This window comes from Bacillus sp. NMCC4, from assembly GCF_002998555.1.
Taxonomy (GTDB): domain Bacteria; phylum Bacillota; class Bacilli; order Bacillales; family Bacillaceae; genus Bacillus.
Map to the genome: position 1 here is coordinate 45,306 of NZ_PVRA01000009.1, position 22,215 is coordinate 67,520.

Sequence of the window (22,215 nt, forward strand, 5' to 3'; positions counted from 1 at the left end):
CTTTGATGAAATCGCTATCATTTAGCTACAGATAACAGTTAAGCGTTTACATCAAAGGGTGAGGGAGTTGATTTTTTATGAAGAGGCTTTTGAAGAACCTGACATTTCAGGTGATTGCAGCTGTCATTATCGGGATCATTGTCGGAATGGTTTGGCCAAACGTCGGAAAAGAAATGAAGCCGCTTGGTGACACCTTTATCAATGCCGTTAAAATGGTCATTGCACCAATCATTTTCTTAACCATTGTTCTTGGTATTGCCAAAATGGGGGATATGAAAAAGGTTGGAAAAGTTGGGGGAAAAGCATTTATTTATTTTGAAGTCGTCACGACGCTTGCCTTGGTCATCGGACTTTTTGTCGTAAATATCATGAAGCCAGGTGCAGGTCTGGACTATAGTAAGCTTGAAAAAGGGGACGTTTCGCAGTATACCCAAAATGGGGGACAGGGTATCGACTGGATGGAATTTGTCACACACATCGTTCCATCTAACATGGTAGACGCCTTTGCGAAGGGTGATATTTTACAGGTCTTATTCTTCTCTATTTTATTCGGTGTTGCGCTTGCTGCACTTGGCGAGAAGGGGAAAGGAATCATTGAGTGGCTTGATAAGCTGTCACTTGTTTTCTTTAAAATCATTGGATATATCATGCGTGCTGCGCCGCTCGGTGCATTTGGGGCAATGGCTTATACGATCGGACACTTTGGTTTGGCATCGATTAAACCGCTCGCAAGTCTGATGCTCTCCGTTTATATGACCATGTTCCTGTTCATCTTCGTTGTGCTGAACATCATTTGTAAAATGTATGGCTTCAGCCTGTTCGGTTACCTGCGGTTCATCAAGGATGAAATTTTAATTGTTCTTGGCACAAGCTCATCAGAATCCGTGCTGCCAAGAATGATGGATAAAATGGAACGCTACGGTTGCTCTAAGTCTGTGGTTGGTCTTGTCATCCCAACAGGGTATTCCTTTAACTTAGATGGAACCTCGATCTACTTATCGATGGCTGTGGTCTTCTTAGCGCAAGTGTTTGGTGTAGATTTGTCAATCGGTCAGCAGATCACCATCATCCTTGTCCTGATGCTCACCTCAAAGGGAGCGGCTGGGGTGACAGGAAGCGGATTTATCGTGCTGGCTTCTACACTCGCTGCACTACAGGTCATTCCGCTAGAGGGGCTTGCACTGCTGCTTGGGGTAGATCGATTCATGAGCGAAGGAAGAGCCATTACAAATCTTATTGGAAATGGAATTGCAACAATCGTTGTTGCGAAAAGTGAAGGTGAATTTGACGAAGCGAAGAGCAAAACAGCACTTCAAGAAATGCGCAATATGAAGCAGGCTGTATAGTATAAAAACAACCTAAAAACCGAAACCTTATGTTCTACATGGGGTTCGGTTTTTTCTTGTGTTAAAAAGAAAAAACATTAAAGCTTGATAAAATTAAAACGAATCGTAAGACCTTATTGACCTTTTATTATATAATTTACAGAAAGATCCGATATAATGTATATCAGATCCGATGAAAAATAGACTTTAGTCCTGGCAGGTGTGTAACGTAATGGCGGCATTTTTTAAATTGTTCGAAAAACCCGGTGTTAAGCGGTTTTCTGTATTTGTAGTATTAGCCACAGCCTTATATCTATTAAGAGGAATGATGAATTTAATTCTTTTGACCTTCATATTCACCTTTTTGATGAATCGGTTAGAAGAGGTCATTAGAGGTTTTTTAAGTCACTTCCTGAAAATAGGACAGAAATCGGTTATCACCATTTTGTATATTCTTTTGGCTGGTGGATTGACGTTTGGCGGATTCGTGTTTGTGCCAATTATCGCCAAACAGGTGGAGCAGCTATTTCATTTAGGAAAGAAAATTGCAGATCATCCACAAGATTTACCCTTCTTTGATGTCATCACCAACGTATTCGGAGATTTTAAAATATCAGCTTACTTTGAGAAAGGGTTTAATTTCCTCTATACATACTTAACAGATTTCAGCACGTTCAGTATCCAGGTCATTATGTCCTTAATATTAAGCATGTTCTTCCTGTTCGAAAAGGAACGCCTCATTCAATTCATGAACAAGTTCAAAACGAGTAAAATCTCTGTGTTCTATCATGAAATAGCCTTCTTTGGACGTAAATTTTCCAGAACGTTTGGAAAGGTACTCGAAGCACAGTTTATTATTGCAACCGTTAACTGTGTCTTAACAACCATTGCGCTAGGCATTATGGGATTCCCGCAATTATTTGGATTAGCGGTCATGGTCTTTTTGCTAGGCTTAATCCCAGTAGCGGGTGTGGTCATCTCACTTATTCCACTCAGCATCATTGCGTATACCCTTGGAGGCGGCATGTATGTCCTTTATATTGTGCTGGTGATCGTCATCATCCATGCCATTGAAGCCTACTTCTTAAACCCGAAACTCATGTCAGCAAAAACAGAACTCCCTATTTTCTTCACATTTATTGTGCTGATCTTCTCTGAACACTACATCGGGATTTGGGGACTCATTATTGGTATACCAATCTTTGTGTTTATCCTAGATATTTTGGAGGTCACCAACAAGGAGGAAAGTAGTTAAAAAGTTCATTTGAACCTGTTTACAATTTTCTAAAAATAAGGTATAAATAGTATGAAAATATCATAATAACCACACGCTTAATCCTTCTAAAGGAATGGGGGACCCACTATTTTGGGGTGAATTTTTCTCTGTTGAGAAAAAAGGACATCTCTTCGTCCTAACCCGTCAGCTAACCTCATCGGCGTGAAGAGAGTAAACGGTGGTATATGTAAGGACACGCAGACCCACGAGAAAACTCTCTCGTGGGTCTTTTTGACGAGGAAGGGGAGATTTTATTGAAGCTGGCTACAAAAATTATTATTGCCCTTATTGCAGGTGCAATCACGGGACTTTTGCTTAACATTTTCGCTCCAAATGTATTCAAAGTGTTAGATCCTTATCTATTCACACCTCTAGGTCAAATCTTCTTAAACTTGATTAAAATGTTAGTAGTGCCGATCGTATTCTTTTCCATCACACTAGGTGTAGCAGGTCTAGGTGATCCGAAAAAGCTTGGCAGAATCGGCGCAAAAACCATTACTTATTTTCTACTTACTACTACTTTTGCCATCATCATTGGCATTTCATTAGCCTTATTGATCAAGCCGGGAGCATTCGGTAATTTTGATACGAAAGCGGCTGATTATTCCGCAGAGGAAGCCCCATCAATGGCAGAAACACTACTCAACATCATTCCAACCAATCCAGTCCAATCTTTAGTTGAAGGAAACATGCTTCAAATCATCGTCTTTTGTGTGTTTTTAGGCCTTGGCATTGCCATGCTTGGGAAGAAGACGGAAGGTTTGCTAAAGCTGTTTGAACAAGGAAATGAATTAATGATGTTTCTTGTCGGCATAGTGATGAAGTTCGCACCGTACGGAACATTCGGTTTGATCGCAACCGCAATTGGCAGCCAGGGATTTGATGCGATGAAAGCGATGGGCCTCTATTTCTCGGTCGTATTAGTTGCGCTCGTGCTGCATTTCTTCCTGACTTATGGGTCAACTGTCGCCATTTTAGCGAAGCGAAATCCGATGGCGTTTTTCAAAGGATTTTCTCCAGCAATGGTTGTCGCATTTAGTACATCAAGCAGTAACGCAGTCCTGCCAGTCTCAATGGAAACAGCCCAGAAACGTTTGAAGGTGCCAGAGCCGATTTCAAGCTTTGTACAGCCGCTTGGTGCAACCATTAATATGGACGGCACAGCGATTATGCAAGGGGTCGCGACCATTTTTATCGCGCAAGTATATGGAGTTGAACTGACGCTTGTCCAAATGCTGACGGTTGTCTTAACGGCTGTCTTAGCAAGTATCGGCACAGCGGGTGTGCCAGGAGTTGGGCTCATCATGCTCGCTATGGTACTGAACTCTGTGAATCTGCCTGTTGAAGGCATTGCGCTCATCCTTGGCATAGACCGCTTATTAGATATGGCAAGAACCGTTGTCAATATTACAGGTGACGCAGCATGTGCGGTGATTGTGACAGAAACGGAGAAAAAACACGAGAAAGACGCAGCATCACCGAACCTATCCATGTAATGTAAAAGAAGGGCTGACTCGATCAGTCCTTTTTTTCATGGGCCCCTTGTCTTGCGTGGTATACTTTTAACAGAATGAGCGGTCTTATTTACCGCCATAGGCTTTACATCAGAAGGAGGAACCACGTTGGAGTCTGCTGTTCTAAAAGTAGAGAAAGTCGATAAACGAATTGGCCGGAAAATGATCTTACAAGATATATCTATAGAAATAGGGAAGGGAGAAATCGTCGGCTTACTTGGGCCAAATGGGTCTGGAAAAACAACCTTGATTCGTTTGATCGTTGGCTTGATGAAAAAAAACAATGGCCGAATCATAATCAATGGATATTCACAGGATGAGGATTTTCTACACGCGATGTCATCTGTTGGTGCAATTATAGAAAATCCCGAATTTTATTCTTATTTAACAGGCTTTGAAAACCTTGAACTGTATGCGGCGATGCACGATGGAGTGACTGAGGAACGAATGCAGGAAGTGGTGAAAAGAGTTCGTCTGGAGCACGCCATTCATCAGAAGGTGAAGACGTATTCACTGGGGATGAAACAAAGGCTTGGGATTGCACAAGCCATATTACATCAGCCGAACCTGCTGATTTTAGACGAACCGACAAATGGACTTGATCCTGCAGGTATGAAGGAATTCAGGGAGCACTTGCAAACACTAGTACGAGAAGAAGGAACGTCCGTCTTATTTGCCACACATTTATTGCATGAGGTAGAAGAGCTATGTGACCGCATGATCATCATTCAAAAAGGACAAATCAAAGCCAGTGCGAAGCTCCGGGACATGGAGGGGAAAGAACAGATACTCATGAATATTCAGCCAGTGGAAAAGGTGGTTTCGTGGCTCGACACGCAGGCCTATACATATGAACGAAATGGAGCGCGTGTATTACTTCAATTGAACAAAGAACAAGTGCCTGAGCTGAACAAACAGCTTGTTCTGGCTGGGTTTGATGTACTTGAAATGACGCCTCAAAAGCCATCAATTGAAGAGGCATTTATGAAATGGACGGAAGGCGGGACGGCAGATGCTTCAACTCATCAAGAATGAGCATAAGAAAATTATGAGGAAAAAGATCACATTCATTGCTCTTGGATTGATCGTTGTTTTTCAATTGGCGATGGCTCTAGCGTTGAAACGAGTCATTTCCAGCTTTGGTGGACAAGACACTGTCGCCAATTATTTTGCTTATTCCACGAACGTCGTGTTTATTTTACAGGTGCTCGCTGTTGTCATTGGCGCAACCTTGATCTCAACAGAGTTTCAAAAAAGGACGATCAAGTTTTTATTGATCCGGCCCAAAACAAGGCTGCAAATTTTTCTGTCAAAATACATCACACTTGTGCTGACGATCATATATTTGTTTGTTTTTTATTATGTATTAGCTTTTTTATTTGGCCTTATTTTCTTTGGTACTGAATTTGATGAAAGTACGGGACGATTATTTCAGCATACGTATGCTGTTATCGGATCTCAGTGGGTGGAAGTAATCATGATGGCAAGCTTCGCTTTTATGTGTTCCAGCTTGTTTAGGAACAGCCTCGTTGCGCTTGTGACCTCGTTTTTTGTTTTATATGCAGCGAAATCACTTGTGCCTATAATGTCTCTTTTAGAAAATCAATGGGGGAAAATCCTGCTTTTTGCTAATACGGACTTTACTCAGTACAGCTTTCAAGGACCGCCGCCCTTCCATGGCATGAGCCCTTTGTTTTCTCTATTTATAGTGGGGGCGCATTTTGTTTTCTTTGTTGGCACGGCTTGGGTTCTTTTTTGGAAACGTGATGTAAATGTGTAAAAATTGTGTCAAATAACAAGAAAAATTCGTGACATATTTGTGAAAACGAGTCTGTATTTCACGATAACCGGCTGATTTTGTCTTATAATAAGATGGAGTCTTGGAGGTGGCACTATCGTGAAAAATTTCATTACGGCTTTACCAATTTTGTTGCTGCTGTCGTTTTCGTTTGTGTCTTTTGCCTTCCAGTTTGATCATCTTGTTTATTTCAGACTAGCGCTGGGGATCTTTTCGTTAGCGGGTCTTTTCTTTCTGTATACACTTAAAAGAAACATGAAATGGTTCATGGTTTATTTATATGCGAGCTGGATCATTCTTGCTGCCGTCACAACATTTGAGGAGCCTGTCTTTTCTCAGTTCTTCTTCGGTGGTTTAACAATGACAATGGGTTATCTCACATATATGCTCATTTATTTAGGAATGAAGCAGGACCGTGTAGCGAAATCACATTAAAACAAAAGCCGATAAAATCACATCATAGATTTTATCGGCTTTTTTCTTTCTGTTGAAAAAGACAAAAGAGACGAGCAGCCAGCTGTGACTGCTCGTCTTATGTTTATGATTCACGTCCAGCAGCTGCAAGCTGCTTCTGATGCTTTTTGTCGATTGTTTCGTATATACTTTCCATCATTTTAGGGTCGCGCATGATGGCCTTCTTGTTCTCTTCAATCAATTGCTGATATGTTTTGATTTTCTTCTTAGACATGTGACTCATCGCTCCTTTATATAAGTATAGACGTCTATAGGATTTCACATAGATGAAATTGATAATCATTATCAATTGGCAACTCTATTATACAAAGCGAAATGTCAGAAGTAAAGAATCTATTCAGAAAATTCACACAACCGACAAATTCGAAGCCTAGTCGACGCTCATTCTTTCCCAGGAAATAATTCCTGTCATTTCTTGTCGTAAGTGAAACATCTATATAAAACATTCTTTCGCTCATTGAAACGTTTTGGATGTGCAACTCGTCTTATGGAGAGATTTGATGTAAGAGATGTGAGAAGAAAAAAAGACACCAGCAAGCGTTTGCTGATGTCCTTCGTTTAACCAATTAAGAAACGTGCCCTTGAAGAAACTCTGTCACTTCTTCAGGTGATTTTGCGTTTGCGCTGTGTAAATGACCTGTTTTTTCGCCATTTTTGAAAATTAACAGGCTTGGAATACCCATGACCTGATACGTTTCTGCTAATTCAGGGAAATCATCTTTGTTTATTTCAAACCATTCATGGTGAGCATAAGCCTCTAAGATGTCTGGAATGAACATGTCCATTCTTGTACAGTCAGGACACCATGTTGCAAAGAATTTAACGATGACTTCTTTGTCAGATTGAATGATTTCATTGAATTGTTCAGTACTTGTGATTTTTTTCAATTTGTCACAACTCCTTTTCAATGTCATTTTAATATAAAATAATGGCGAATGACATACAAATGCTCGGGAGGCGCTTACAACCTTTACAAATCATTTCAATTCCGTAACAACAAAAATTAATTAGAGCATTTTTGCTTGAAAGTGATAAGATAGTAAAGATGAATTTTAGTGGGGGGAGTATCCATTGAAAATAAGTTTAGGATTGATTTACGGCGGAAAGTCAGCCGAACATAATGTATCACTGCAAACAGCCCTTGCAGTTACAAAAGCACTTAACACTGAGAAGTTCGATATACATCCAATTTATATTACAGAAGAGGGCGAATGGCTAAGAGGAGAAAAACTCACTGAACCAGTTTCAAACGTCAAAATGCTTCAATTTGAACAGAACGCAAAGACGTTTTTACCAACTTCTTTAAATGAAAGCATGTTCCCGCAGCCTGCATCTGCTGATGAGAAGATTGATGTTGTCTTCCCATTGCTGCACGGGCCAAATGGTGAAGATGGAACGATGCAAGGATTACTTGAACTGCTAAATATCCCGTATGTCGGCAACGGTGTTCTTGCTTCTGCAGCGGGTATGGATAAAGTCATGATGAAAGATGTTTTTGCTCAAGCAGGACTTGCACAAGCAAAGCACCTTTCCTTCAATAAAAAAGACTATGAAAAGGCCACACCAGACAGCTTAGAACAGGTGGAACAAATACTTGGCTATCCATGCTTTGTGAAACCTGCCAACATGGGGTCAAGTGTTGGAATTAGCAAATGCCGCAGCAAAGAAGAGCTGCAAACCGCATTCGATTTGGCTTTCCAATATGATCGTCGTGTGGTCGTCGAAGAAGGCGTCGTTGGAAGAGAAATCGAAATTGGTGTATTAGGAAATGACGAGCCGAAATGCTCTGTCGTTGGTGAAATTGCACCTAAAACAGATTTTTATGACTACAAAGCAAAATATGAAGATGGCGATACAGATTTGATCATTCCTGCAAGTGTGTCAGAGGATGAATACAAGACGATTCATGATATGGCGATTAAGGCATTTAAAGCCCTCGATGGTTCTGGTCTTGTACGTGCAGACTTCTTCCTCACAGAAAAAGGCGAAGTGTTGATCAATGAAGTGAATACAATGCCTGGATTCACACCATTTAGTATGTTCCCGCTGCTTTGGAAACACACTGGTGTAGAGTATCCAGAGCTGATTGAAAAGCTAGTGTCACTTGCAATTGAACGCCATCAAGAAAAACAAACCATTAAAACGACTTTTTAATGTGAGCAACAAGCAGACACTATCCTTAGGTAGTGTCTCTTTTCCTTCAAACGTGAAATGAGAAAGAGAGGCGAAAAAATCATGATCAAACGTACAGTGAAACAAATCGCCCAAATGGCTGGTGGGACACTATCTAATCAAGCTTTTGGCGAAGAGCAAATTCTCGGAGTGACAACAGATACACGAAAAGTATCAAAAGGTGCATTGTTTATCCCCCTAATTGGAGAACATTTTAACGGTCACACATTTGCTTCTAAAGCAGTGGAGCTTGGAGCCGCAGCTGTTCTTTGGAATCAAAAAGAAGCCAATCCACCGTTCGGTGTACCTGTCATTCTTGTAGAGGATACACTGGCAGCACTTCAACAGCTGGCAAAATCATACTTGAAAGAAGAAAAACCTCGTGTTGTCGGTATTACAGGAAGTAATGGGAAAACCACAACGAAAGACATGATTCATTCCGTCTTACAAACGGCTTACCAAGTTCATAAAACAGATGGTAACTTTAATAATCATATCGGTCTACCTCTCACCATTCTTGCAATGCCGGAAGGAACAGATATTGCTGTGTTGGAGATGGGGATGAGTGCAAAAGGTGAGATCGAGTTTTTGTCAAAACTCGCTGAGCCTGATGCAGCAGTCATCACCAATATTGGAGAATCTCATATGCAAGATTTGGGATCAAGAGAAGCCATTGCTGATGCAAAATGTGAAATCACAAAAGGATTAAAAGAGGATGGCATCTTTTATTACTTAGGAGATGAACCCTTGCTGCGCGAGAGAGCGACTGCACTTTCGCAGCGTGTGAAAACCTTTGGAGAAGCAGAGGACTGTGATATCAAGGTAACGCATATCAACCAGCTTGCAGAAGGAACTGAATTTCAAGTCGAAGGGTATGCTCAGGGGTTTCTCATTCCTGTATTAGGGAAACATAATGTGAAAAATGCCCTTGCGGCAATTGCCATAGGCCAGCACTTTGGACTGAATGAAAGACAAATCGCCCAAGGACTCATGCAAACAAAGTTGACAGGGATGCGTCTTGAGCTGTTTAAAACAGAGAAAGGAATCACTGTTATCAATGATGCGTATAATGCAAGTCCTACTTCCATGAAAGCTGCAATTGATCTTGTAGGAGATATGGACGGCTTCGCTAATCGCATTCTTGTCCTTGGAGACATGCTCGAGATGGGCAGCGAAGAAGAAACGTATCATTATGAACTAGGCCGCTACATCAAGCCTGAATTTATTGATCATGTGATGACGTATGGCCGCCTAGGTGCATTCATCGCTGAAGGAGCAAAGCAATCATTCGGTGACGCGCGCGTGTTCTCATTTATGGACAAAGAGGAACTGAAGAAAAAACTTGCTGACGTAGCAGGTCCTGACGATGTTGTTCTAGTCAAAGCCTCACGCGGCATGAGATTAGAAGAAGTCATTACTGCACTATAAAGAGTGAGCGCAAAGAAGGTGACAGAATGATTGGCTGTCTATGTATACATGGATTCACTGGCGCCCCCTATGAAGTGGAACCGCTGGCGCAATATTTAAAGCAGAAGACAGATTGGAACGTTCAGTCAGTCACGCTTCCGGGGCATGGGGATGAGCTTCAGCTCAAAGGCATTTTCTATCAAGAATGGATTGCAACAGCTGAATTAGAACTGCTATCTCTTTACCGAACATGCGACACTATTTTTTTGATCGGCTTTTCCATGGGAGGAATGATCGCTTCTTATCTTGCAGCGAAGTATCCGGTTGCTCGTCTCGTTCTTTTAAGTGCTGCGGCTAAATATGTGAATCCAAAACAAATGATTCAAGACACAAGGCAGATGCTGAAGGAATCATTGTCTGGGCTGATTGATACGAATCCTTTGTATGATAGATACCGCCATAAGCTAACGAGCACGCCGCTGTCAGCTGCTGTAGAATTTATGAAGCTGGTGAAGCAAACGAAGAGCTCCCTTGAGAAGCTTCACCTCCCTGTGTTAATTGTCCAAGGTGAAAGTGATGGGATTGTGCCCGCTTCAAGTGCAGAATTTATTGATCATAAAATCCCGTCTCGTCAGAAAGAAATGTTTTATTTACCTGATTGTAAACACCATGTTTGTCACGAGCCATGTGCACAGCAATTGTTTGAAAAAGTAGAGCAATTTCTAAAAAAAACAATTTAATCTATAGAAAAGCGAAAATGTGGCTAAACTAATATAAATTGAATCCCACTTGTTAAAAATTGCATCGTTTTTGTCGAATGAGTGACAAGCCTATGGTACAATAGGAAAGAAAAGGTGGTTGATTCGGTTGTTTCATTATGACGGAAAAACCTTTGTCCCGCAGTCTAATTCGAGTAACGGAGAAGTATCGGCAGGAACCATATTTCAATATCGTCAGGACGGGAATATATTAACGGGCACATATCAAGGCGGCAGTATTGTATCTGGCGTACTTGTAGGAACTGTGAATGAGGATGGAACACTTCATTTTAGGTACCACCATGTCAGCAAAGACGGCAGCATGAGAAGCGGGTCTTGCAATTCTACACCTAAGCAGTTGGATAACGGAAAAATTCAACTGTTCGAAAAGTGGAAATGGATGGATGGAGATCAAAGTGATGGTGAATCTGTCATTGTGGAACAGTAGATATATCCATTTCTGTCTTGTTGAAAAACAAATAGTGTAATGGTAAGATATAAGGTAGGGTAATTCGGGCTTTGTATATAATGGACCTGTCCTTTCGGAAAAGGGCAGTTTTTAATGATCATTCACGAGATTACTGAAACAGCAATTAGAAGGAGTTTGAATAATTTGACTATAACGTTTCAAGATTTTCAATTAAGCGAAAGTCTCATGAAAGCTATTAACCGCATGGGATTTGAAGAAGCAACACCGATTCAAGCGGAAACAATTCCTCTCGGTCTTCAGAATAAAGATGTCATTGGACAAGCACAAACAGGAACAGGAAAAACTGCAGCATTTGGTATTCCTCTTGTAGAAAAAATCGACCCAGCGTCTCCAAATATCCAAGCGATTATCATTGCGCCAACAAGAGAATTAGCGATTCAAGTATCTGAAGAGCTATACAAAATTGGCCAAGACAAGCGTGCGCGCGTACTTCCGATTTACGGTGGACAAGATATCGGCCGCCAAATCCGTTCGCTCAAGAAAAATCCTCATATCATCGTAGGGACTCCAGGACGTTTACTCGATCACATTAACCGTCGTACAATGCGTCTTCAAAATGTTGAAACAGTTGTGCTAGATGAAGCAGACGAAATGCTAAACATGGGTTTCATCGAAGACATTGAATCGATCCTTTCAAATGTACCAAGTGAACACCAAACACTTTTATTCTCTGCGACAATGCCTGCACCAATTAAGCACATTGCAGAACGTTTCATGACCAACCCAGAACATGTAAAAGTAAAAGCGAAAGAAATGACAGTCTCTAACATCCAACAGTTCTACTTGGATATCCACGAGCGTAAGAAGTTTGATACATTGACTCGTCTTCTTGACATTCAATCACCTGAGCTTTCAATTGTCTTCGGCCGTACGAAGCGCCGAGTTGACGAATTGACAGAAGCACTTAACCTTAGAGGTTATACAGCTGAAGGAATTCATGGTGACCTGACACAAGCGAAACGTATGGTTGCGCTTCGTAAATTCAAAGAAGGTTCAATCGATGTGCTTGTAGCAACAGACGTTGCAGCACGTGGACTTGATATCTCAGGCGTAACACACGTGTATAACTTTGACGTGCCACAAGATCCAGAGAGCTACGTACACCGTATTGGACGTACAGGCCGTGCTGGACGTACAGGTATGGCGGTGACATTTATCACACCGCGTGAAAAAGATATGCTTCGTGCGATTGAGCAAACGACTAAACGTAAAATGGAACGTATGAAAGAACCAACTCTAGATGAAGCAATTGAAGGTCAACAGCAAGTAACCATTGATCGTCTGCGCACAATCATCAGTGAAAACAACTTAAACTTCTACATGACAGCTGCTGCTGAATTGCTAGAAGATAATGATTCTGTCACAGTGGTTGCGGCTGCCATCAAAATGATGACAAAAGAGCCAGATGCAACGCCTGTTCGTTTGACAGATGAAGCACCAATGATTTCAAAACGCAATCGCAACAACCGCAGCTCTTCTAAACGTAGAGACGGCGGCGGAGGAGGCGGCTATCGCGGGAAAAGCCGTTCATCTTACGGTGATAAAAAGCGTTCATCAAATGACCGCAATCGTTCTTCTAACGATCGTCGTCAAAAGAAATCTTATAACAACTAACATACAAGAGCGAATCCTTTGCAGGGTTCGCTTTTTTTAACAGGCTTATTGAAACTTTTTAGGCTCTGTTTCGTAATATATTGATAGAAAAGTAAGAGAATGGGGGAAGAATGTGAGAAAACAGCCGCAACGTCAAATTAGCTTAAATGGATTAAAGGTATGGCGTCTTCAAAATGGAATTATCTCATTGATTTTCTTACTCATCATCATTGGGGTATTTATTGCTAGTTATTATTTTCAATGGCCATATTGGATTGGGGCCATCCTCGTCGGTTTATGGGTCTTACAGGTCATTTTTGGCATTTGGCTTATACCGAAAATCCGTCATCGCATCTGGCGCTACGAAGTATTCGAAAATGAAATTGAAATTCAGCATGGACTCATTCGCATCACACGTGTGATTGTACCGATGGTGCGAGTCCAGCATGTCGATACATCGCAAGGGCCGCTTTTAAGGCGCTACCGTTTGGCATCTGTTCAAATATCGACTGCTGCTACAGTTCATGATATACCGGCGCTAGAATTAGAAGAAGCAGATGAGCTTCGTGATTACATATCTCGTTTAGCAAGGGTGACGGAAGATGATGTCTGAACCAAAACGTGTACATCCAATCTCGATGTTCATTGATTTTATATCAGATGCCGTATCCATGATCAAAAACTTCATTATCCCTTTTTTCGTGCTTATTTTTGTGAACTCGAATTCGAGCATTCGTTTTTATGCATTTATCATTCTTGGTGTGCTTCTTTTATGGAAAGCTGTTTCAACCGTTTTAGCATGGAGGCGATTCACCTACCGGATGGAAGATGATGAATTTCGCGTGGAATCGGGCGTCATCACAAAAAAGAAAAAATATATTTCGTTAGAACGAATTCAAACCGTGAATACAAGTGAAGGTATCTTCCAGCGGATTTTCGGCTTGGTGCGGGTCCAAATCGAAACAGCAGGCGGAACGGACGGTCCGGAAGTGAGCCTGACGGCGATTACAAAAGCAGAAGCGGAACAATTAAAGCAATCAATTTTCAACCGGAAGAAAAGCTTGCAGCAAGAAGAGGTGTTGGGTGAAAATGGGGATGTTCTGCATGATCCTCTGACAGCGCAACAACCTGTAGAAGAAGAAATGAATGTTTCCTATCGGATGGGTGTACCAGAGCTGCTTTTGGCTGCGACCACTTCAAGCGGAATCGGAGTCATTATTTCCGGGTGTCTCGCCATTTACACACAAATTGATGAAATTCTTCCTTTGGACGGATTCGTCAAGCGGTTCTCTTTTTTAAGTCATGCGAGTGTTGAGATTTATGCGATTCTCATATTTCTTGCCGTATTGATTGCGTGGATTCTTAGTGTTGGGGTAACAGCCCTCCAATATGCGAATTTTACCGCAAAACGAAAAGGGAAAGACATCATCATCACAAGAGGGCTCATCGAGAGGCATCAAATGACCATTCCACTTGCGAGAATTCAAGCAGTGAAAATCAAAGAAAATATTCTCCGTGAGCCTTTTGGCTTTGCGACGGTGATGCTTGTGAGTGCAGGAGGTTCTATTACAGAAAAAGAAACCTCTTCCGTCTTATTTCCGCTGATTCGAAAGAAAAAAATCAGCGAACTGCTGTCTCAATTCACAGATCATTATCACTTGGCGCCAGAAGCTGAACTGAAAAAGGTGCCAAAGCGTTCACTCAAACGCTACCTGATCTCTTACGGCTTTGTGCCATTACTTGTCGGCGTGATCCTATCTGTACGTTTTCCGCCATGGGGGTATTTGGCACTTATTCCGCTTCCTATTGCTTTGGTTTTTGGCTATTTAGCTTATAAACAATCAGGCTATACGATCAAAGATCCATTGATTCAACTGACATCAAGAGGCATTGGCAAAACCACTGGCATTGTCTTGAGAAAACGAATGCAAAACTATACGATGACGCAATCTTTCTTCCAAAAGAAAGGCCGATTGGCGAGTATTCACACCTTTGTGAAATCCTCTGCGCTACTTGATTCCTTTGGTGTGCATCACCTTGAGGAAGAAGATGCTGCACGTGTAATGGATTGGTATTCGTATGAAAAAAATAAATCTTCTTAAACAAAAAATGTCGATCAGCTTCCCGTTCATAGGAGTGATCGACATTTTTTATGAGGTTAGTAGCGTCTTTTTTTTGAATGGAAAAATAGCGTAAGAGGTGCTAGGAGCATGCCGCCGATCAATCCAAATAAGTGAGCCATAATATTGATGTTTGAGTTAACGAAAGTCATGATGACAGAGACTGCAAGAATCGTTATGATCACCTGAGAATTGCCGCGGTCCATCATGTGCGGTTTAAATAGAACAAGGTATAAATAAACGCCAAACAAACCGAAGATGGCACCAGAAGCGCCGACATGTACATACTCTAAAGGTTCTACCCAATAGGTTCCGAGATTGCCAATGAACCCTGCACCAAGATAGATGATCAGAAATCGAACCTTCCCAAGCAAATACTCAAGCGCTGGAGCGAATAAGAACAAGGACATAGAATTGAACAAAATATGGGTCAGACTTCCGTGAAGGAAAATAGGTGTGACGAGCCGCCACCATTCTCCGGCAGCTACCCCATAATTGAAACCGACGAGATGGTCGTGACCAAGCTGTATAAGAGGGATAGGAATCGCAAATAGAAGCCACAGACCAATTTGCAAAGCAAGAATCGTTGTTACGATTGGATACGATCTAATAAATTGTTGAAAGCTTTCCGTTCGAATAAACATAACAAACCCCTTTTGACTAGATAATGGTAAGTTTATAGTAACACGTTTATGAAGAGAACATCCAAATTAGTACGAGTATCATAGGAGGTACCTCATGATCAAAGGAATAGGCATTGATATTGTAGAAATCAACCGGCTCGCGCGAGTGCTTAACAGACAGCCTCGTTTACCAGAACGAATTTTAACGTTAAGTGAACAAGACATTTTTAACGAACTCAGTGAAAAGAGGCGGCTGGAATTTTTGGCGGGACGGTTTGTAGCAAAGGAAGCTTTCGCTAAAGCTTACGGAACGGGAATCGGCCGGCATTTAAGCTTTCATGACTTGGAAATTCAGAAAGACGAACATGGAAAACCTTTCATCAAAAGCAAGAAAACGATGGGCGACCAGGTTCATGTGTCCATCACTCACACGAAAGAATATGCTGCTGCACAAGTTTTAATTGAAAGGTTGTCAAGCTAGTCTGCATATTGTTTGTCCCCCCTTCATATATTGGGTAGTGCGATAAGGAAGGGCGAGTTGCTAACAGGCTTTGATGGTTCGCGGTACGCAGTTAACTCTTGAGGCGTACTGTTAAAGTCAAACAAGCGGTTTCTTCCTTTTAACACAATTAACGAAGGGGTTGAAAAGGGTGAGAAAAAGCTTTGTTTTGCTTGTAACGGGAATCCTTTTTGTACTGATTCTCTCCGCATGCGGTCAAAAATCTCAGCAGGATATCGTTGGAGATTTAAACAAAAAGGCAGAGGAAATGACATCATACAAAGCCAAAGCAAAAATGACCATTGAGACAGGAAATGACCCGCAGGAGTATCGAGTAGAAATTTGGTACAAGAAGCCGGAACTTTACCGTGTCTATTTAGAAAATCCGAAAAAGGATCAGAGTCAAGTCATTTTAAGAAATGGCAATGGTGTGTTTGTGCTGACACCTTCATTGAACAAGAGCTTCCGTTTCCACAGTGATTGGCCAAATAATAGCAGTCAGGTCTACTTATTTGAGTCACTCGTGAAGGACATTAAAAATGACAGTGCAGCTCAGTTCAAAGCGAAAGAATCAAAGTATGTGTTCGAAACCAAAACCAATTATCAGCACAACCAAATGCTGCCTACCCAAGAGATTACCTTTCATAAAAAAACAATGGCGCCTGCCAGTGTGAAAGTACTGGATAGCGACAAAAAGCCAATGGTGAAAGTGGAATTCTCTCACTTTGAATTCAATAAATCCTTTGACAAAGATGCATTTGATGAGAAGAAAAACATGACACTCTCTCAAATGGATGTAGCCACAAGTGCAGACTCATCTGACAGCTTTGCGGTGAAAACGCCAGTTGATATGCCAGAGGGCGTGAAGAAGATGGAAGAGAAAGAAATGATGACAGATGCTGGGAAACGTTATGTGATGACGTATGGCGGTAAGAAATCCTTCACACTCATTCAGGAAAAAGCGAGAGTAGCTGAAGCATCTACGCCTGTGACGATGAACGGCGAGCCAGTCGACCTTGGCATGACAGTTGGGGTTCTCACAGACCAATCCCTTTCATGGACATCTGACGGAGTGGACTACTTGATTTCTTCAAGTGATCTATCGAAGGAAGAGCTCTTGATGGTTGCAAAGAGTGTAGAAGGCCAGTCAGCTAAATAAATATCTCAGGCGAGAGCCTTGGAAATGAAACATCAGCCCTATGCAAGGGCTGATTTTCTTTGATTTGTTTCACATTATTCTTGATTTTTAGTATCATAATAAAGGTATTGAATCATTCAATAGGGAAGTGTGACGGATGGACACAAATGCCTTTTATAGAGACACATGGGCAGAAATTAATTTAACAGCAATTAAGCATAATGTTTCACATATGAAAGATCATATTGGTCAAAGTGTTCAACTGATGGCTGTGGTGAAAGCCAATGCATATGGACATGGAGATATAGAAGTGGCAAGAGCTGCCCTCAAAGCAGGAGCAGACTTATTAGCCGTAGCCTTTTTAGATGAGGCCGTCTCTTTAAGAAATAAAGGCATCAAAGCACCGATTCTTGTACTCGGCGCCGTACCGCCGGAATATGTCAAAGCCGCCGTTCGATACAATGTCATCATGACCGCTTACTCCATCGATTGGCTGAGAGAAGTCACCACAATGGTGAAAGGACAGATGGGACAACCTATACGTTTTCATTTGAAAATAGACAGCGGAATGAACCGATTAGGTGTGAAAACGATAGAGCAAGTGAACGAAGTGAAAAAGCTTGTCAGTGAACACTCTTATTTACAGCTGGAAGGCGTATTTACTCACTTTGCGACAGCTGATGAAAAGGATGAGGCCTACTTTGATCGGCAGGTCGATACCTTTCAAACATTGCTCGAGCCGCTTCATACGGACAAGCTGCTCGTTCATTGCGCCAACAGTGCAGCAGGTCTAAGGTTTAAAGACGTTTTGTTTAATATGGTTCGCTTCGGCATCAGTATGTACGGGCTGTCACCGTCAGAAGAAATCAAGGATGAATTGCCTTTCAAGCTGGAAGAAGCCATGTCTCTTCATACAAAGCTTGCCCATGTGAAGCACATTCAAAAGGGTGAGAGTGTCAGCTACGGGGCGACGTATACAGCCAATCAAGATACGTGGATCGGCACGGTTCCAGTCGGCTATGCAGATGGGTGGATCAGGAAGCTGGCAGGAACGGAAGTGCTCGTTGGCGGAAAGCGCCGGAAGATCGCAGGAAGGGTTTGCATGGATCAATTCATGATTGAACTGAAAGACAATCTTCCAGTAGGGGAGCCGGTCGTTTTAATTGGTAAGCAAGGGGAAGACATGGTATCAGTCGATGAAATCGCAAAAAGGCTTGAAACCATTAACTATGAAGTCACTTGCTCGATTGGCCACCGCATCCCAAGAGTATATATGGAGGACGGCAAAAGAGTGCATGTACGGAATCCGCTGCTTCAAAGCGGGCCAAGCTTTTTATAAACAGTGTTCAAAAGAACGATGGTCAAACTGACTTCGTTCTTTTTTATTCGACAAAAGTAGGGTAAACATTCTCCCTTTTTTAGAGATTTTGGAAATACCGTATGATTTTCGGAAAAAAGCGTATAATGGGAAAGAGGAACTCCATTATCATCTTGATTTACGGGTGGCGAGCCGCTTCATGTTCTAAAAAGAAATCATGAAAAAACAGCTTTGCTTGTGCATTGAATAATGGTATGATTAGTCTTGGAATGGATCGATACGGTATCCGTAAGTTTTGTGGAGGTGTATGTTTTTTGTCTGAATCCAGCGCAACAAACGAAATGAAGATTCGACTGCCGGAGACTTTAATGTCTGAGATCGAACGAGTAGCAGAGCAGGATAAGGTAACAAGAAATGAATTGATCTACCGAGCGACAAAAACGTATATTCGTGAACGTAATATTCGACAAAATCGTGAATCGATGAGACGCGGCTACATGGAGATGGCGAAAATTAATCTGAATATCTCTTCAGAGGCACAATACGCAGAGTTTGAGGCTGAGAATACAGTTGAGCGATTAGTCAGCGGGGGTTAAACATTTGATTGTTAAACGCGGTGATGTTTACTTTGCTGATTTATCTCCTGTTGTTGGCTCCGAGCAGGGCGGGGTTCGCCCAGTATTGGTGATTCAAAATGACATTGGAAATCGCTTCAGCCCGACTGCTATCGTTGCAGCCATAACAGCCCAAATACAAAAAGCGAAATTACCGACTCACGTCGAAATCAATGCAAAGCGCTACGGCTTTGAACGAGATTCTGTCATTCTTTTGGAACAGATTCGTACAATCGATAAACAAAGATTGACAGATAAAATCACACATCTTGATGATGAGATGATGGAGAAGGTTGATGAAGCCTTACAAGTTAGTTTGGCTCTTATTGATTTTTAATATGGTGATATTTGGTTGCTCTCCTGTGAGCAACTTTTTTTTGTGTTCATTTTTTATTAAGGCTATAATGGAGAGAGAATGAAAGTTATTGTTTTTTATGTATGTAGGGGGTAAAATATGTCGAATCATATCGTGTTAGCTTTTGCGAGAGCGCACCAAAAGGAATTAGAAAAAGAATGGACTGACATCTTCAAACGACTCGGAGAAGAAGAAACGGACATGATGCTAAACGATAAAATGTATGAAACGATTTGTTCCGAATATGTCCAGCTTATTCTAGCATCCCTTTCAGAGGCGAATGCTGAGGATTTTGAAGAAAAAGTGCAATCTTTTGCTTTAAAAATTGTACAAATGGGTATATCACTTAAGTTACTGGCAAAAGGGCTAACGGAAATCCGTTCACACTTATATCACAAAATGAACAGTGACAAAAATACTGAACAAGGAAGTAATGAGCTCATATGGGAAATTGATCGGTTCATCTCACCAGTTCATAACGAAATATTGAATCACTACTCCATCTCATGGGAGAAAACCGTCAACCTTCAAAAAATTGCGTTACAAGAACTTTCTGCTCCGCTGATTCCGGTGTTTGAGCACATCACTGTCATGCCTCTTGTCGGAACAATTGATACAGACCGTGCGAAGAAGATCATGGAGAATCTGTTAAATGGCGTTGTGAAGCATCGGTCACAGGTGGTCTTAATCGACATCACCGGTGTACCTGTCGTCGATACAATGGTGGCACACCATATCATTCAAGCGTCAGAGGCTGTGAGATTAGTAGGTGCAAAATGCTTATTGGTCGGTATTCGCCCAGAAATCGCCCAAACCATCGTCACCCTTGGAATTGATTTATCTCAAGTTACAACAAAGAATACCCTTCAAAAAGGAATTCAAACTGCTTTAGAAATGACAAATCGAAAAATTGTTTCATTGGAGGGGAAACCCAGTGAGAAATCACCCGAAGATTCCAATCTTAAAATTATATAATTGTCTTCTAATTTCGATACAGTGGGAGCTTGATGACCAAACAGCCCTTCACTTTCAAGAAGACTTGCTGAATAAAATTCATGAAACAGGAGCGAACGGCGTTGTCATTGACCTAACATCTGTTGATATGATCGATTCATTTATCGCAAAAGTATTAGGCGATGTCATCACGATGTCAAAGCTCATGGGGGCAAAAGTTGTATTAACAGGAATACAGCCGGCAGTCGCTGTAACACTGATTGAACTTGGTATATCACTGGAAGAAATTCAGACAGCATTAGATCTTGAACAAGGGCTTGAGACATTGAAGCGGGAATTGGGGGAATAGATATGAAAGACCAATCCTGTGTGAAAATTTTGACGGAATGGGACATAGTTGCGGCAAGACAACTGGGACGAAATGTTGCTAAAGAATTAGGATTTGGAACAGTTGACCAAGCAAGAATTACGACGGCCATTTCTGAACTAGCTCGAAACATCTATTTATACGCTGGTAAAGGTCAGATTTGTATAGAAGAAGTGATGGAGCGCGGAAAGCGTGGACTCAAAATCATTGCAGCCGATGAAGGGCCTGGCATCATGGATATACGTAAAGTGATGGAAGACGGTTTTTCTACATCAGGCGGACTCGGAGCAGGTCTTCCGGGAGTCAGAAGACTGATGGATGATTTTGAATTAGATTCTACACAAGAACAAGGAACGGAGATAAAAGCTGTTAAGTGGCTTCGCTAGGAGGGAAACCATGGATTTTAAGGAGGTAATGGAGCAGCGGTATCATCAGCTGCTCAGTCGTTATATCAGTGATTTAACTGAAACATCGCTTTATCAAGCTCAAAAATTTAGCCGAAAAACCATTGAGCATCAAATACCTCCTGAAGAAATAGTGAGTGTTCACCGAAAAGTGATTCAGGAGCTATACCCTGATTTGCCGGAAGATGTCTTTCATTCACTAGACTTCTTAATTGAAGTCATGATTGGGTACGGACTAGCTTACCAGGAACATTTAACACTTAGAGGCATCCAGCAAGAAATTAAATCAGAAATCGAAATTGCTGCTAATGTTCAGCAAACCCTTCTGGAAACGAAAATTCCAGAAGGAGACACATTTGATATCGGGGCTATTAGTGTGCCGGCAAAACAGATGAGTGGAGATTATTACCATTTTGTCACCGATCACGATACGATTAATATCGCGATCGCAGATGTGATTGGGAAAGGCATCCCGGCTGCGCTCTGTATGTCGATGATTAAGTATGCGATGGATTCCTTGCCGGAGTCAGGAAGCGGTCCCACAAAGGTGTTAAAAACCCTTAATCGTGTTGTCGAGCAAAACGTAGACCCGAGCATGTTTATTACCATGTTCTATGGCAGCTATAATAAAGCAACGCATGAATTTAAATATGCATCGGCTGGTCATGAGCCGGGCTTTTTCTATTGCAAAAAAGAGAATCAATTTTACGATTTAGACGCTAAGGGACTTGTCCTTGGGATCGCACCAGACTTTGACTATCGGCAGTATGAGAAGTATTTGGACGTCGGGGATATGGTCATCTTATTCTCAGATGGCGTGACAGAATCCAAGGCAGAGGACGGTTTTTTAGAGCGGGAGGATATCAAAACGCTTATAGCAGAGCACCTATCTTATTCCGCTCAGGAAATGGTCGATGCTATCTATGCCAGCTTACTGAAGCTGCAAGATTTTCAGCTTCATGATGACTTTACATTACTTGTTCTGAAAAGAAAGGTTTAGAAAGTAAATATGCGGG

Annotated in this window: 25 protein-coding genes and 1 riboswitch; of the genes, 22 read left to right on the forward strand and 3 right to left on the reverse strand. The window is 41.7% G+C overall.

The window, feature by feature from the left end; genetic code table 11:
* The first annotated feature begins 77 nt into the window (after positions 1-77).
* From dctP to C6Y02_RS15845, 6 genes are all read left to right on the forward strand, one after another.
* Positions 78-1,346, forward strand: coding sequence for a C4-dicarboxylate transporter DctP (gene dctP, locus C6Y02_RS15820; protein WP_034666695.1), 1,269 nt, complete (start codon positions 78-80; stop codon positions 1,344-1,346).
* A 211-nt stretch (positions 1,347-1,557) separates the two neighbouring features.
* Positions 1,558-2,580: an AI-2E family transporter gene (locus C6Y02_RS15825; RefSeq protein WP_034663979.1), complete on the forward strand. Its 1,023-nt coding sequence runs from the start codon at positions 1,558-1,560 to the stop codon at positions 2,578-2,580.
* A 64-nt stretch (positions 2,581-2,644) separates the two neighbouring features.
* Positions 2,645-2,778: riboswitch (cyclic di-AMP (ydaO/yuaA leader) on the forward strand.
* Positions 2,779-2,855: 77 nt separating this feature from the next.
* Positions 2,856-4,097 carry a dicarboxylate/amino acid:cation symporter gene (locus C6Y02_RS15830; RefSeq protein WP_223256597.1) on the forward strand — a complete coding sequence of 414 codons (1,242 nt, stop codon included), beginning with the start codon at positions 2,856-2,858 and terminating at the stop codon, positions 4,095-4,097.
* Positions 4,098-4,223: 126 nt separating this feature from the next.
* Positions 4,224-5,150, forward strand: coding sequence for an ABC transporter ATP-binding protein (locus tag C6Y02_RS15835; RefSeq protein ID WP_106031669.1), 927 nt, complete (start codon positions 4,224-4,226; stop codon positions 5,148-5,150).
* Positions 5,128-5,895 (forward strand): ABC transporter permease, encoded by a 768-nt coding sequence (locus C6Y02_RS15840; protein WP_106031670.1) that lies wholly within the window; start codon positions 5,128-5,130, stop codon positions 5,893-5,895. The genes C6Y02_RS15835 and C6Y02_RS15840 overlap by 23 nt, the downstream gene beginning before the upstream one ends.
* A gap of 117 nt (positions 5,896-6,012) precedes the next feature.
* Entirely contained in the window at positions 6,013-6,348 is a 336-nt protein-coding gene (locus tag C6Y02_RS15845; RefSeq protein WP_008359528.1) for a hypothetical protein, read from the forward strand.
* A 103-nt stretch (positions 6,349-6,451) separates the two neighbouring features.
* Here C6Y02_RS15845 and fbpB read toward each other — a convergent pair whose 3' ends face one another.
* Entirely contained in the window at positions 6,452-6,601 is a 150-nt protein-coding gene (gene fbpB / locus C6Y02_RS15850) for a Fur-regulated basic protein FbpB (protein ID WP_003214266.1), read from the reverse strand.
* A 352-nt stretch (positions 6,602-6,953) separates the two neighbouring features.
* Positions 6,954-7,274, reverse strand: coding sequence for a thioredoxin family protein (locus C6Y02_RS15855; protein ID WP_034663973.1), 321 nt, complete (start codon positions 7,272-7,274; stop codon positions 6,954-6,956).
* Between the two features lie 184 nt (positions 7,275-7,458).
* On the opposite strand from C6Y02_RS15855, the gene C6Y02_RS15860 reads away from it, so the two are divergent.
* From C6Y02_RS15860 to C6Y02_RS15890, 7 genes are all read left to right on the forward strand, one after another.
* Positions 7,459-8,541, forward strand: coding sequence for a D-alanine--D-alanine ligase (locus tag C6Y02_RS15860; protein WP_060595585.1), 1,083 nt, complete (start codon positions 7,459-7,461; stop codon positions 8,539-8,541).
* 81 nt (positions 8,542-8,622) lie between these two features.
* Positions 8,623-9,987: a UDP-N-acetylmuramoyl-tripeptide--D-alanyl-D-alanine ligase gene (locus tag C6Y02_RS15865; RefSeq protein ID WP_106031671.1), complete on the forward strand. Its 1,365-nt coding sequence runs from the start codon at positions 8,623-8,625 to the stop codon at positions 9,985-9,987.
* Between the two features lie 26 nt (positions 9,988-10,013).
* Entirely contained in the window at positions 10,014-10,706 is a 693-nt protein-coding gene (locus C6Y02_RS15870) for an alpha/beta hydrolase (RefSeq protein ID WP_034663968.1), read from the forward strand.
* Positions 10,707-10,833: 127 nt separating this feature from the next.
* The gene (locus C6Y02_RS15875) at positions 10,834-11,172 is read left to right on the forward strand and encodes an avidin-fold protein (protein ID WP_034663966.1); all 339 of its coding nucleotides are present in this window, start codon (positions 10,834-10,836) and stop codon (positions 11,170-11,172) included.
* 165 nt (positions 11,173-11,337) lie between these two features.
* Entirely contained in the window at positions 11,338-12,828 is a 1,491-nt protein-coding gene (cshA, locus tag C6Y02_RS15880) for a degradosome RNA helicase CshA (protein WP_142393578.1), read from the forward strand.
* 112 nt (positions 12,829-12,940) lie between these two features.
* On the forward strand, positions 12,941-13,420 hold the full coding sequence (locus C6Y02_RS15885; protein ID WP_106031673.1) for a PH domain-containing protein: 480 nt from the start codon (positions 12,941-12,943) through the stop codon (positions 13,418-13,420).
* On the forward strand, positions 13,410-14,909 hold the full coding sequence (locus C6Y02_RS15890) for a PH domain-containing protein (RefSeq protein ID WP_106031674.1): 1,500 nt from the start codon (positions 13,410-13,412) through the stop codon (positions 14,907-14,909). Before C6Y02_RS15885 ends, C6Y02_RS15890 begins: the two co-directional genes overlap by 11 nt.
* Positions 14,910-14,965: 56 nt before the next feature.
* Here C6Y02_RS15890 and C6Y02_RS15895 read toward each other — a convergent pair whose 3' ends face one another.
* Positions 14,966-15,571 (reverse strand): rhomboid family intramembrane serine protease, encoded by a 606-nt coding sequence (locus C6Y02_RS15895; protein WP_106031675.1) that lies wholly within the window; start codon positions 15,569-15,571, stop codon positions 14,966-14,968.
* Between the two features lie 94 nt (positions 15,572-15,665).
* Here C6Y02_RS15895 and acpS point away from each other — a divergent pair, with 94 nt between their 5' ends.
* The 9 genes from acpS (at position 15,666) to C6Y02_RS15940 (ending at position 22,199) form a co-directional block, all read left to right on the forward strand.
* Positions 15,666-16,031, forward strand: a complete 366-nt coding sequence (gene acpS, locus C6Y02_RS15900; protein WP_106031676.1) for a holo-ACP synthase — start codon at positions 15,666-15,668, stop codon at positions 16,029-16,031.
* Positions 16,032-16,191: 160 nt separating this feature from the next.
* Positions 16,192-17,208 carry a LolA family protein gene (locus C6Y02_RS15905; RefSeq protein ID WP_095286222.1) on the forward strand — a complete coding sequence of 339 codons (1,017 nt, stop codon included), beginning with the start codon at positions 16,192-16,194 and terminating at the stop codon, positions 17,206-17,208.
* 136 nt (positions 17,209-17,344) lie between these two features.
* The gene (gene alr / locus C6Y02_RS15910; RefSeq protein WP_106031677.1) at positions 17,345-18,526 is read left to right on the forward strand and encodes an alanine racemase; all 1,182 of its coding nucleotides are present in this window, start codon (positions 17,345-17,347) and stop codon (positions 18,524-18,526) included.
* 293 nt (positions 18,527-18,819) lie between these two features.
* A complete protein-coding gene (locus tag C6Y02_RS15915; RefSeq protein WP_012008995.1) occupies positions 18,820-19,101 on the forward strand; it encodes a hypothetical protein in 282 nt (93 codons plus the stop codon).
* Positions 19,102-19,105: 4 nt separating this feature from the next.
* Complete coding sequence (ndoA, locus tag C6Y02_RS15920) at positions 19,106-19,456, forward strand: type II toxin-antitoxin system endoribonuclease NdoA (RefSeq protein ID WP_003214169.1); 351 nt, start codon at positions 19,106-19,108, stop codon at positions 19,454-19,456.
* Between the two features lie 117 nt (positions 19,457-19,573).
* Positions 19,574-20,449, forward strand: coding sequence for an RsbT co-antagonist protein RsbRA (locus C6Y02_RS15925; protein WP_045210228.1), 876 nt, complete (start codon positions 19,574-19,576; stop codon positions 20,447-20,449).
* A complete protein-coding gene (rsbS, locus tag C6Y02_RS15930; RefSeq protein WP_003214235.1) occupies positions 20,409-20,777 on the forward strand; it encodes an RsbT antagonist protein RsbS in 369 nt (122 codons plus the stop codon). Before C6Y02_RS15925 ends, rsbS begins: the two co-directional genes overlap by 41 nt.
* Positions 20,778-20,779: 2 nt before the next feature.
* Positions 20,780-21,181, forward strand: coding sequence for an anti-sigma regulatory factor (locus tag C6Y02_RS15935; RefSeq protein WP_034663954.1), 402 nt, complete (start codon positions 20,780-20,782; stop codon positions 21,179-21,181).
* Between the two features lie 10 nt (positions 21,182-21,191).
* Positions 21,192-22,199 carry a PP2C family protein-serine/threonine phosphatase gene (locus tag C6Y02_RS15940; protein ID WP_095286219.1) on the forward strand — a complete coding sequence of 336 codons (1,008 nt, stop codon included), beginning with the start codon at positions 21,192-21,194 and terminating at the stop codon, positions 22,197-22,199.
* The last annotated feature ends 16 nt before the right edge of the window (positions 22,200-22,215 follow it).

Excerpts from the sequence above, each read along its gene's own strand:
- C6Y02_RS15825 (WP_034663979.1), top strand. The coding sequence starts at position 1,558 with ATGGCGGCATTTTTTAAATTGTTCGAAAAACCCGGTGTTAAGCGGTTT.
- C6Y02_RS15925 (WP_045210228.1), top strand. The coding sequence starts at position 19,574 with ATGTCGAATCATATCGTGTTAGCTTTTGCGAGAGCGCACCAAAAGGAA.
- acpS (WP_106031676.1), top strand. The coding sequence starts at position 15,666 with ATGATCAAAGGAATAGGCATTGATATTGTAGAAATCAACCGGCTCGCG.
- fbpB (WP_003214266.1), bottom strand. The coding sequence starts at position 6,601 with ATGTCTAAGAAGAAAATCAAAACATATCAGCAATTGATTGAAGAGAAC.
- C6Y02_RS15890 (WP_106031674.1), top strand. The coding sequence starts at position 13,410 with ATGATGTCTGAACCAAAACGTGTACATCCAATCTCGATGTTCATTGAT.
- alr (WP_106031677.1), top strand. The coding sequence starts at position 17,345 with ATGGACACAAATGCCTTTTATAGAGACACATGGGCAGAAATTAATTTA.
- C6Y02_RS15840 (WP_106031670.1), top strand. The coding sequence starts at position 5,128 with ATGCTTCAACTCATCAAGAATGAGCATAAGAAAATTATGAGGAAAAAG.
- C6Y02_RS15865 (WP_106031671.1), top strand. The coding sequence starts at position 8,623 with ATGATCAAACGTACAGTGAAACAAATCGCCCAAATGGCTGGTGGGACA.
- C6Y02_RS15940 (WP_095286219.1), top strand. The coding sequence starts at position 21,192 with ATGGATTTTAAGGAGGTAATGGAGCAGCGGTATCATCAGCTGCTCAGT.
- dctP (WP_034666695.1), top strand. The coding sequence starts at position 78 with ATGAAGAGGCTTTTGAAGAACCTGACATTTCAGGTGATTGCAGCTGTC.
- C6Y02_RS15895 (WP_106031675.1), bottom strand. The coding sequence starts at position 15,571 with ATGTTTATTCGAACGGAAAGCTTTCAACAATTTATTAGATCGTATCCA.
- C6Y02_RS15870 (WP_034663968.1), top strand. The coding sequence starts at position 10,014 with ATGATTGGCTGTCTATGTATACATGGATTCACTGGCGCCCCCTATGAA.
- C6Y02_RS15935 (WP_034663954.1), top strand. The coding sequence starts at position 20,780 with ATGAAAGACCAATCCTGTGTGAAAATTTTGACGGAATGGGACATAGTT.